This is a genomic window from Solidesulfovibrio sp. C21, from assembly GCF_047785625.1.
Lineage (GTDB): Bacteria > Desulfobacterota > Desulfovibrionia > Desulfovibrionales > Desulfovibrionaceae > Solidesulfovibrio.
This window is the reverse complement of record NZ_JBLODY010000102.1, coordinates 1-10,402: the sequence shown is the minus strand read 5'-3', so window position 1 is coordinate 10,402 and position 10,402 is coordinate 1. Positions and strand designations below refer to the sequence as shown.

Sequence of the window (10,402 nt, the reverse complement as noted above, 5' to 3'; positions counted from 1 at the left end):
GGGAGGGAGGGGGTCTGGGGGAGGGGACCCTTTTTTGCAAAAAAGGGTCCCCTCCCCCAGCAGCGCAACCTGTCCAGATACAAATAAATGACCGGCGTGGTGTAGAGCGTCATGGCCTGGCTGACGAGCAGTCCGCCGGCGATGGCGATGCCGAGCGGCCGGCGCAGTTCCGCTCCCGAGCCCGTGCCGAGCGCCAGGGGCAGCGCGCCCAGGAAGGCGGCCATGGTGGTCATCATGATCGGCCGGAAGCGTTTGAGGCAGGCTTCGTAGATGGCGTCGCGCGGGGACAGGTCGCGCTCGCGCTCGGCGGAAAGGGCGAAATCCACCAGCATGATGCCGTTTTTCTTGACGATGCCGATCAAGAGAATGATGCCGATGACGGCGATGATGGTCAGGTCCATGTGAAAGGCCCACAGCGCGGCCACGGCCCCGAGCCCGGCCGACGGCAGGGTCGAGAGGATGGTCAGCGGGTGGACGGTGCTCTCGTAGAGGATGCCGAGCACGATGTAGACCGCGATCAGGGCGGCCAGGAGCAGCAGCGGCTGGGTGGACAGTGAGCTTTTGAAGGCCTCGGCCGTGCCGGCGAAGGTGCCGCGCACCGAGGACGGCAGGTGCAGCGTCCGGGTCGCCGCCTCGATGGCCGTCGACGCCTGGGACAGGGCCACACCCGGAGCCAGGTTGAACGAGACGGTGGCGGCCGGGAACTGCCCCTGGTGATTGACCGAAAGCGCCGCCTCGCTCGGGCGGAATTTGGCCACCGAGGCCAGCGGCACCTGCGCGCCGTCCTTGCCGGCCACATAGATCTTGCGCAGCCCCTCGGGGTCCTGCAAGTCGCGCGGCGTGACCTCGAGCACCACATGGTACTGGTTCTGGTCGGTGTAGGACACGCCGACCAGGCTCTGGCCGAAGGCGCTGTAGAGCGCCGCGTCCACGGCCGCGGTCGTCACGCCCAGGCGCGCGGCCGTGTCCCGGTCGACGTCGACAAAGGTCATCAGCCCGTTGTCCTGCTGGTCGGCGCTGACGTCGGTGAGCCCGGGCAGCTTCTTCATGGCCGCCTCGACCTTGGGCACGGCCGCCACCAGATCGGGAAAACTGTCCGAGAGCAGCGTGTACTGGTAGAGCGCCTTGCCCGGCCGGCCGCCCATACGCAGCTCCTGGGCCGGCATGAGAAACGCCGGCGCGCCGGGAATGGCGGCCAGGGCCCTGCGCAACCGGCCCATGGTCACGGCCAGGGGCGGACGCTTGTTTTTGGGCTTCAGGGAAATGAACATCTGGGCCGAGTTGGTGCCGCCGCCACCGGGTCCCCCGCCGCCCCCGGTAAAGCCCGTCACCGAGGCAACGTCCGGGTCGGCTCCGATGACCTTGATCACGGCCCGCAGCTTTTTCTCCATGGCCTGGAACGACGTGTCCGGCGCGGCCTGGATGAACCCCATGACCCGGCCGGTATCCTGTTCCGGGAAAAAACCCTTGGGAATGGCCACGTAGAGCCAGATCGCGCCGGCCAGCGCCCCCACCGTGGCCGTGAGCATGAACCTCGGGTGGGACAGGGCGAAGGAAAGGCTGCGCTCGTAGCCGCGATGGAGCCAGGCAAAGGCCCGGGCCGTCAGTCCCGGCTTGTCGGAAGCTTTTTTCACGGTCGTGCGCAGTAGCATGGCGCACAGAGTCGGGGTGGAGGTAAGCGACAGCACAAGCGATATGAGGATGGCGATGGAGAGCACCATGGCGAATTCGCGGAAAAGCCGGCCCACCATGCCGCCCATGAGCAGGATCGGGATAAAGACCGCCACCAGGGACACGCTCATGGAGACCACGGTGAAGGCCACTTCCTTGGAGCCCAGAAGCGAGGCCGCGCGCGGGGCCATGCCCTGCTCCATGTGCCGGGCCACGTTTTCCACCACCACGATGGCGTCGTCGACCACGAAGCCGGTGGCGATGGTCAGCGCCATGAGCGACAGGTTGTCCAGGGAGTAGCCCAGCAGGTACATGACCGCGAAGGTGCCGACGAGGGAGGCCACCGTGGCCACGGCCGGAATCAGCGTGGCCCGGGCGCTGCCGAGAAACACGAACACCACCAGGATGACCAGCAGGCAGGAGATGATCAGCGTGCGCTCGACCTCGGCCAGGGAGGCCCGGATCGGCGGACTGCGGTCCATCTCCACGGAGACGCCCACATCGCCGGGCAGGGAGGCCTTGAGCTGGGGGAGCAGCGCTTTGACGTTGTCCACGGTCTCGATGATGTTGGCCCCGGGCTGGCGGAAGACGATGATCATGACCGACGGCTTGCCGTTGACGAAGCCGGCCGTGCGCACGTCCTCCACCGACGGCGTGACCGTGGCCACGTCGGTCAGGCGCACGGCCGCGCCTTTTTTATAGGACAGGATCAGCGGCTGGTACTCCCAGGCCTTGTGGAGCTGGTCGTTGGTCTCCACCTCGTAGGAGCGATCCCCGGCCTCGATGCGGCCCTTGGGCTGGTTGACCGTGGTCTTGGTCAGCATGCTTTTGACGTCGGCGAGGCTTAGCCCCTTGGCGGCCAGGGCCGCCGGATCGACGTTGACGCGCACGGCCGGAAGCGCGCCGCCGCCCACGAACACCTGTCCCACGCCCTCGACCTGGGACAGCTTTTGCTGGAGCACGGTGGAGGCCACGTCGTACATCCTGGCTCGCGACACCGTGTCGGAAGTCAGCGCCAGGACCATGATCGGCGCATCGGCCGGATTCATCTTCCGGTAGGTGGGGTTCTGGCGCAACGTGGAGGGCAGATAGCCCATGGCCGCGTTGATGGCCGACTGGACGTCGCGGGCCGCGCCGTTGATGTCGCGGTCGAGGTCGAACTGCAAATTGATGCGCGTCGATCCCCGGCTGCTTTGGGAGGTCATCTCGGTTACGCCGGCGATGCGGGCGAACTGGCGCTCCAGCGGCGCGGCGACCGAGGTGGCCATGGTCTGGGGCTCGGCCCCGGGCAGTTGGGCCGAAACCGAGATGGTGGGGAAATCCACCTGGGGCAGGGCCGCCGCCGGCAGCAGCTTGAAGGCGATGGCCCCGGCCAGGATCAGGGCCATGGTCAAAAGCGTGGTGCCGACGGGACGGCGGATGCACAACTCGGGAAGGGTCATGACGTATGCACCGCCTCGTCCCGGGGGGGCGCCTCGCGGCGACGCCGGGCCAGGCGCTCGAAGAAGAGGTAGATCACGGGCGTGGTGTAAAGGGTCAGCACCTGGCTCACGATCAACCCGCCGACGATGACGATGCCCATGGGCCGGCGCAGCTCGGACCCGACGCCCGTGCCGAGGGCCAGGGGCAAGGCGCCGAGGAGCGCGGCAAAGGTGGTCATCATGATCGGCCGAAAGCGCAACAGACAAGCGTCGTAGATGGCGTCACGCGGGGCCTTGCCCTCCTCGCGCTCGGCGGAAAGGGCGAAATCCACCATCATGATGCCGTTTTTCTTCACGATGCCGATAAGCAGGATGATGCCGATGACGGCCATGATCCCGAGGTCCTCGTGGAAGAGGATGAGGGCCCACAGGCCGCCGATGCCGGCCGAGGGCAGCGTGGACAGGATCGTCACCGGATGGATGAAGCTCTCGTACATGACGCCGAGCACGATGTAGACCGTGATCAGGGCGGCGAGGATCAAAAGCGGCTCGTTTTTGAGCGAATCCATGAACGCCCTGGCCGCGCCCTGGAACGAACCCACAATGCTGGCCGGTACGTTCAGTTCCGCCTTGACCGTGTTCACCGCTTCCACCGCGTCCCCCAGCGAATGCCCCGGGGCCACGTCGAAGCTTATCGTCGCGGCCGGAAACTGGCCCTGCCTGTTTATGACCAGCGGCCCCGTGCCCTCGGACACCTTGGCCACGGCCGAAAGAGGCACTTGCGCGTCGCCCGTGCCGGGGAGGCGGATGCGAGAGAGCGCGTCCGCCCCTTGGGCCATGTCGGTCGCGAGCCCGATCACCACCTTGTATTGGCTGAGCTCCGTGAACATGGTCGATATCTGGCGCTGGCCGAAAGCGTCGTAGAGGATGTTGTCCACGTCCGAGGGCGTGATGCCGTAGCGGGCGGCGGCCACCCGGTCGATGTCGATGTTGTAGCGCAGCCCGCCCTCGGCCAGGTTGCTGCCGACGTTGCGCACGGCCGGCATTTTGGACAGCGCCGCCACGAAACGCGGCGTCCAGACCGAAAGTTCGGAGGAACTCGGTGTGTCCAGGGTGTACTGGTACTGGGCCTGGGCGGCGCGCACGTCCACGCTCAGGTCCTGCACGGGCATAAGCGTCACGGTGATGCCGGGCACGGTCTTGGCCCGCTCCTCGAGACGCCTGGCCACGGCCGCGGCGTCGGCGTCGCGCTCGGCCTTGGGCCTAAGCACAAGGGACAACCGGCCGGTGTTGAGGCTGGCGTTGGTGCCGTCCCCCCCGACGTAGGAGGCGACCGTGACCACGGCCGGGTCCTGGGAAAGGACATGGGCCAGATCCTGCTGGCGCTGGCCCATGGCCGCAAACGACACCGTGGGCGGGGCCACGGTCACGCCCGAGATAATGCCCGTATCCTGGACCGGGAAAAAGCCCTTGGGCACGTAGATGTAGAGCAGGACGGTGAGGACAACGGTCGCCAGGGCCACGAGCAGGGTCAGGGTCTGGTGGCGCAGCACCACGGTGAGCGTGCGGCCGTAGCCGGCGATGGCCCGATCGAAAACAACCTGGGTGGCCCGGAAGAAGCGGCTGCCGCCGCCGGCTCCGGCGTGGCCGAGCATGCGGCCGCACATCATGGGGGTGAGCGTCAGCGACACCACGGCCGAAAAAAGGATCGTCACGCCAAGGGTCACGGCGAATTCACGGAAAAGCCGCCCCACCACGTCGCCCATGAATAAAAGCGGAATGAGCACGGCGACAAGGGAAATGGTCAGCGACAGGATGGTGAAGCCGATCTGCCCGGCCCCGTCGAGGGCCGCCTGCATGGGCGAGGCGCCGTCCTCCACGTGGCGGGCCACGTTTTCGATCATGACGATGGCGTCGTCCACCACGAAGCCGGTGGAAATGGTCAGCGCCATGAGCGTCAGGTTGTTTAGGCCATAACCGAGCAGGTACATGACGCCGAAGGTGCCGACAAGCGACAGCGGCACGGCCACGGCCGGAATGAGCGTGGCCCGGGCGTCGCGCAAAAAGACGAAGATGACGCCGACGACCAGGACCACGGCCAGAAGCAGTTCGATCTGCACGTCCTCGATGGAGGCGCGGATGGTCACGGTGCGGTCGGCCATGGTGGCGAGGTCGACGGCGGCCGGCAGCGAGGCGCGAAGGCTCGGCAGGATGGCCTTGACCCGGTCCACCACGGCGATGACGTTGGCCCCGGGCTGGCGCTGGATGTTGAGCACGATGGCCGGCTTGCCGTTCACCCAGGCGGCCTGCCGCACGTCCTCGGCCCCGTCGGTCACCGTGGCCACGTCGGACAGGCGCACCGGCCGGCCGTTTTTGTACGACACGATCAGCGGCCGGTATTCCTTGCTGGTCAAAAGCTGGTCGTTGGCCCCGAGGATGGAGGACTGGTGGGGACCGTCGAAGCCGCCCTTGGCCTGGTTGACGTTGGCCGTGGCCACGGCCGTGCGCACCGCCTCCAGGGTGATGCCGTAGGCGGCCAGGGCCGTCGGGTTGGCGGCGATGCGCACGGCCGGACGCTGGCCGCCGGCCACGCTCACGAGCCCCACGCCCGAAAGCTGGGAAATTTTCTGGGCCAGCCGTGTGTCGGCCAGGTCCTGGACCTCGGTTAGGGGCAGGGAATCGGAGGTCAGCGCCAACGACAGGATGGGCGTGTCGGCCGGATTGACCTTGCTGTAGACCGGGGGCGTCGGCAGGTCGTCCGGGAGCAGGCTGGAGGCGGTGTTGATCGCCGCCTGCACCTCCTGCTCGGCCACGTCCAGGGACAGGGACAGAGCGAATTGCAGGGTGATGATCGAGGCCCCGCTGGAGCTGACCGAGGTCATCTGGGTGAGCCCCGGCATCTGGCCGAACTGGCGCTCCAGGGGCGCGGTCACGGCCGAGGCCATGACGTCCGGGCTGGCTCCGGGATAGAGCGTGCGGACCTGGATGGTGGGGTAATCCACCTGGGGCAGGGCCGAGACCGGGAGCTGGTAATAGGCCACGGCGCCGGCCAGGATCACCGCCACCATGATAAGCGTGGTGGCGACCGGCCGCACGATGAACGGGCGGGAGAGGTTCATGATTTATCGGCCGCCGCACTGCCCGGGTTCTTGATGGCCACTTTCGCGCCGTCGCGCAGCCTGTCCGCGCCCTCGACCACGACCGTCTCGCCCGCACTCACCCCGGAGGCGATCACGACGTCCGTGCCCACGGCCATGTCCGTGGTCACGGCGCGGTCGCTGGCGGTATCGCCCTTGCCGACAACGAACACATGCGCTCCCTTGGGCCCGCGCAGCACGGCCGAAGCCGGCAGCAGGATCACGTTCTTCTTCTTTTCCAGAAGCAGTTCGGCGTTGACGAACTGGTTGGGGAAAAGCGCCTCGTCGGTATTGGGGAAAATGGCCCGCAGCTTGACCGTGCCCGTGGCGGTGTCGATCTGGTTGTCCGTGGTCTCGAGGGTGCCTTCGGCCAATTTTTCGGTCATGGTGCGGTCGTAGGCGGCAACCGACAGCTTTTCCCCGGCGCGCATACGCTTGCGCACGGCCGGAAGCTGGTCCTCGGGCAAGGTGAACAGAACGCTTATGGGCGACATCTGGGTGATGACGCAAAGCCCGGAGGAGTCGGCGGACCGGATCATGTTGCCGGGATCGATCTGGCGCAGGCCCACCCGGCCGGAAATGGGGGCCGTGATGCGGCTGTATTCGATCTGGAGGTTGGCGTTGTCGATCTGGGCCTTGTCCGAGCGCACCGCGCCCTCGTACTGGCGCACCAGGGACGCCTGGGTGTCCTTGGTCTGGCCGGCCAGCATGTCCTTTTGGACCAGGTTGCTGTAGCGCGCCAGATCGGCCCGGGCGTTTTCCAGAAGCGCCGTGTCCTTGGCCAACTGGCCCGCATATTGGTCGCGCTGGGCCATGAAGGCACGCGGGTCGATCTGGGCCAGCAATTCGCCGGCCTTGACGTGCTGGCCTTCCTTGAACAGCACCTTGGTCAGTTCGCCGTCCACCCGGCTCTTGACCGTGACGGTTTTAAGCGGCGTGACCGTGCCTATGCCGGAAAGGGTCACGGGCGCGTCGCCGAGCCTGGCTGTGGCCGTGGTCACGGTCACCGTCATGGACATGCCGGGAGGCGGCCCCGAAGGTCTGGCCTCGCCCGAGCGTTCGTCCAGGCGCCAAAGCGCCCCCGCGGCCAGCGCCAGAAGCGCCGCGAAAGCCAGAAATTTGATGGGCCCGCGCGCGGCCCGGCCGTCGGTACGTATCGGCATGACGGACATCCTTGTCGTTTAGGCAATCGCCCGTAAAATACCCGAATATTCGCGTTGCCTCACCCACGTCGTAATCGGAGGGCGAAAGGTTACATGAGCGTGTTGCGGGACGCCAGCGACAAGCGGCCTGCTTTCCAAATCGTCAGAAAGATCGGCCGATAGTGACGTGCACGATGCGGCTTACACCCGGCTTGCGCAGCCCGCCGCCATCCCGGAAAGCACGACCAGCGTTTCGAGCACCGTCGCTTCAAGCAGGTACATGGTGACGCCCGGCCAGGAAAAAAAGCCGGAGCGTCCCGGCGAAACCCGGCCGCGACCAAGGTCAGGTGCTCGAAATCCAGGGGCACGAACACGAGATTTTGCGGTGCGGCGATACCCGCTTCGGCCAACCGTTGGCGTTTTTGCGCCTGGGTCGCGGGATGGTCAACTTCGAAAATCCGGCTGTTCCGGTCTGCCGTGCGGTAGGCGCTGCGAAGCGACATGGGGAAGGCTCCTCCGTTTGGGCCGAACATAAACCCTGGCGTTGCGTCAGGCTCAAGGGGAAAATGCCCGGCCCGGACAATCCGACGTTTTTGCAGCCCCTGCCGGCAAAAATGTCAGGGCGGTGACGCGATTTCCGGGGGCGGCGGAAGTGGGATCAAATAAAGGAACAAGGCGCGGCGGCAGGTTGCGCCCGGGAGGACGCGATGACGTGGCGGCGACGGTTGCAAAAGGCCGGACGGCCTCCTGCAACCCGCCGGATGAGGGACCCCGGCCTAGATGGCTCCGCTGAAGCGTGCGAAGCTCATGCATTCAAACCGGTTGGAAAACGGGCACGGCTCCTTGGCAAACCACTTCCGCTTCGGGCACCAGTACGCTTTCTTGAAAGGTTCGTTGCACCCGGAGGGGGTGATTGCCTTGCGGGAGTGCGAGCCGATGTGCATCCTGCCATCCGTGTGGGCGAAGTTGATGACGGCCATGACGTCACCTCCGTTTCTTTTCGCATTGCATAAGGCGGACCAAATGCGTTGAACGGTGCCCATAACTTGTTCATATCACAACAATTATGCCCTATATCCCACCCCGGGCGCCGGCCCTGGCGCGCCGGCCGGATTTGATCTATTGAGCCACACAACCCATTCGCCATGCCGGATACCACCGGCCGGCAAAGGAGGACGCCTTGGGACTTTTGGCTGCCAGCGGCGGATTCACCCGCTACAGGATCGTCGGCGAGGTGAAGGACGACATCCTGCGGGAAGCCCCCGACCGCCTCAAAAAATACGCTTTCGTGGACATTGACGGCACCGCCGACGAACGTTCCTTCGGCTGGGTCGCCTTCGAGGATTACCTCGACACCGAGTGGCGCACCGCGCCGCCGGAAAAAGGCCACTACCTGGCCTTCTCCCTGCGCCTGGACACGCGCCGCATCTCCCCGGCCGTGCTCAAAAAACACCTGCGCCTGGCCCTTGACCAGGAAAAGGAACACAACCAGGCCGCAGGCAAAAACTTCGTCTCCAAGGACCGCAAGAAAGAAATCGCCGAGCGGATCAAGCTCCACCTCATGGCCCGGTCCCTGCCCATCCCGGCCGTGTTCGAAGCCGTGTGGAACACCATGGATCACGTCATCTGGCTGTGCTCCACCAACGGCAAGGTGCAAACGCTCTTCGAAGACCTCTTCACCCTGACGTTCGAACTGCACCTGGAACCGCAAACGCCGGCCTACCTCGCCGAACGCATCCTCGGCGTGGAACGCGGCCTGGCCCTCGAACACGTCGAACCCAGCGAGTTCGGCGGGAATGGATAGAGAGGAAGAGAGAAAAGATGCCTCCGGCGGCCAGGGGGAAACTTTTTGAAAAAAGTTTCCCCCTGGACCCCCTTCAAAAACTTTCGATAGGGGGCATCGGGGGCGACCCGATACGTTCTTGGGGAGAAGTCCTTATCTTTCGGATTGATAGAGCTGAAACTGTTGTTTGTGCGCCAGGCTGGCCATACCGCACGCCCAGGGAGACGCCTTGCTCCCGGCAAGAGGCGCGTGGCCGGGGCCGGCTGGGGGCAGGTCGGACGCGAAGGCGTATTCTTCAAATATGCGCCGCGCGCGGCCGCCCTGCCCCCCGCCGGCCAGCCAACCCCGCCGACCAGCCTACCGCACACCATATCTGAACCATAGCGACGCCGGGAGGGCATGCGTATGGATATCAACATGGCGGAAGCCAAAAATCCGGTGCTCGGCCAGGATTTCCTGACCTGGCTCTGGTTCAAGAGCGAAAAAAGCGGCTGGCTTTTCAAACTGCCCGACGGCTCCGAGGTCAACGTCTACCTGGAGCAGAAAATATCGGTGCGCGGCGGCACCGGCGAGGAAGCCGAAACCGCCACTGTTTCCGGTCCCCACGCCCAGTTCGCCGAAGCGCGCCTTGGCGTCAAAAGCGGCAAACGCGTGGACCGGGCGCTGATCCGCTTCGAACAGGACGGCGAAACCTGGACCGTTGTGGCCAAGGCCGACGACTTCACGTTCAACGCCCTGCGCCCCCCCAAAACGGAAACCCGCTCCGAAGAAGGCGACGACCCCGACGCCAAGGTGCTGGAAAAGATGTACCTGATCGAAAAATGCGCCGGCTTCTTCGACGCGCTCTATATTCAGTTTTTAAATGTCCGCTTAAGCCAGGGCTGGACCGGCGAACTCTCCGACTTCGCCGAATGGCTGCGCGAAGGCGTATAGCCGTAGCGGGGAGAAGCGTGCCTCCGGCGGCCAGGAGAGGCGCTGCCTCTCCTGGACCTCACCGCCGGGGGGCGGGCGCGCCCCCCGGTCCCCCCGATTCGCTCTGGCCGGCGGGAGGCGCGGCTGGCTCACGGTCAGGCGGGGTCGTTGAAGATGGTGACTGGATTTCGTTCAACGATGCCGCCGCTTCGCGGCAGGCGCGTCGGGCGAAATCCAGCCACCACCAGCCGTCGCCCCTTCGGGGCGAAGGGTAGAAATCATTTTTAACTTCCCCCCGCTAGAAGTTTTTGGGGGAGGGAGGGGTGTGGGGAGGGA

At 65.7% G+C, this 10,402-nt stretch carries 7 protein-coding genes; 2 read left to right on the top strand and 5 right to left on the bottom strand.

All coding sequences use genetic code 11. From position 1 onward, the window contains the following. The 5 genes from ACMZ6R_RS18815 to ACMZ6R_RS18795 all read right to left on the bottom strand — a co-directional run. Positions 1-3,113: efflux RND transporter permease subunit (locus tag ACMZ6R_RS18815; protein ID WP_416114373.1), on the bottom strand; the 3,113-nt coding region annotated here is incomplete at its 3' end. Then, entirely contained in the window at positions 3,110-6,211 is a 3,102-nt protein-coding gene (locus ACMZ6R_RS18810) for a multidrug efflux RND transporter permease subunit (protein ID WP_416114371.1), read from the bottom strand. The genes ACMZ6R_RS18815 and ACMZ6R_RS18810, both read right to left, overlap by 4 nt. Further along, positions 6,208-7,392 carry an MdtA/MuxA family multidrug efflux RND transporter periplasmic adaptor subunit gene (locus ACMZ6R_RS18805; protein WP_416114369.1) on the bottom strand — a complete coding sequence of 395 codons (1,185 nt, stop codon included), beginning with the start codon at positions 7,390-7,392 and terminating at the stop codon, positions 6,208-6,210. The genes ACMZ6R_RS18810 and ACMZ6R_RS18805 overlap by 4 nt, the downstream gene beginning before the upstream one ends. 89 nt (positions 7,393-7,481) lie before the next feature. Continuing rightward, a complete protein-coding gene (locus ACMZ6R_RS18800; RefSeq protein WP_416114367.1) occupies positions 7,482-7,874 on the bottom strand; it encodes a class I SAM-dependent methyltransferase in 393 nt (130 codons plus the stop codon). Between the two features lie 273 nt (positions 7,875-8,147). Next, on the bottom strand, positions 8,148-8,351 hold the full coding sequence (locus tag ACMZ6R_RS18795) for a hypothetical protein (RefSeq protein ID WP_416114365.1): 204 nt from the start codon (positions 8,349-8,351) through the stop codon (positions 8,148-8,150). A 200-nt stretch (positions 8,352-8,551) separates the two neighbouring features. On the opposite strand from ACMZ6R_RS18795, the gene ACMZ6R_RS18790 reads away from it, so the two are divergent. Then, positions 8,552-9,175, top strand: coding sequence for a hypothetical protein (locus ACMZ6R_RS18790; RefSeq protein WP_416114363.1), 624 nt, complete (start codon positions 8,552-8,554; stop codon positions 9,173-9,175). A 384-nt stretch (positions 9,176-9,559) separates the two neighbouring features. Next, positions 9,560-10,087: a hypothetical protein gene (locus ACMZ6R_RS18785; protein ID WP_416114361.1), complete on the top strand. Its 528-nt coding sequence runs from the start codon at positions 9,560-9,562 to the stop codon at positions 10,085-10,087. The last annotated feature ends 315 nt before the right edge of the window (positions 10,088-10,402 follow it).

Coding starts and splice junctions, on each gene's coding strand:
- ACMZ6R_RS18805 (WP_416114369.1), bottom strand. CDS start 7,392: ATGCCGATACGTACCGACGGCCGGGCCGCGCGCGGGCCCATCAAATTT.
- ACMZ6R_RS18800 (WP_416114367.1), bottom strand. CDS start 7,874: ATGTCGCTTCGCAGCGCCTACCGCACGGCAGACCGGAACAGCCGGATT.
- ACMZ6R_RS18795 (WP_416114365.1), bottom strand. CDS start 8,351: ATGGCCGTCATCAACTTCGCCCACACGGATGGCAGGATGCACATCGGC.
- ACMZ6R_RS18785 (WP_416114361.1), top strand. CDS start 9,560: ATGGATATCAACATGGCGGAAGCCAAAAATCCGGTGCTCGGCCAGGAT.
- ACMZ6R_RS18810 (WP_416114371.1), bottom strand. CDS start 6,211: ATGAACCTCTCCCGCCCGTTCATCGTGCGGCCGGTCGCCACCACGCTT.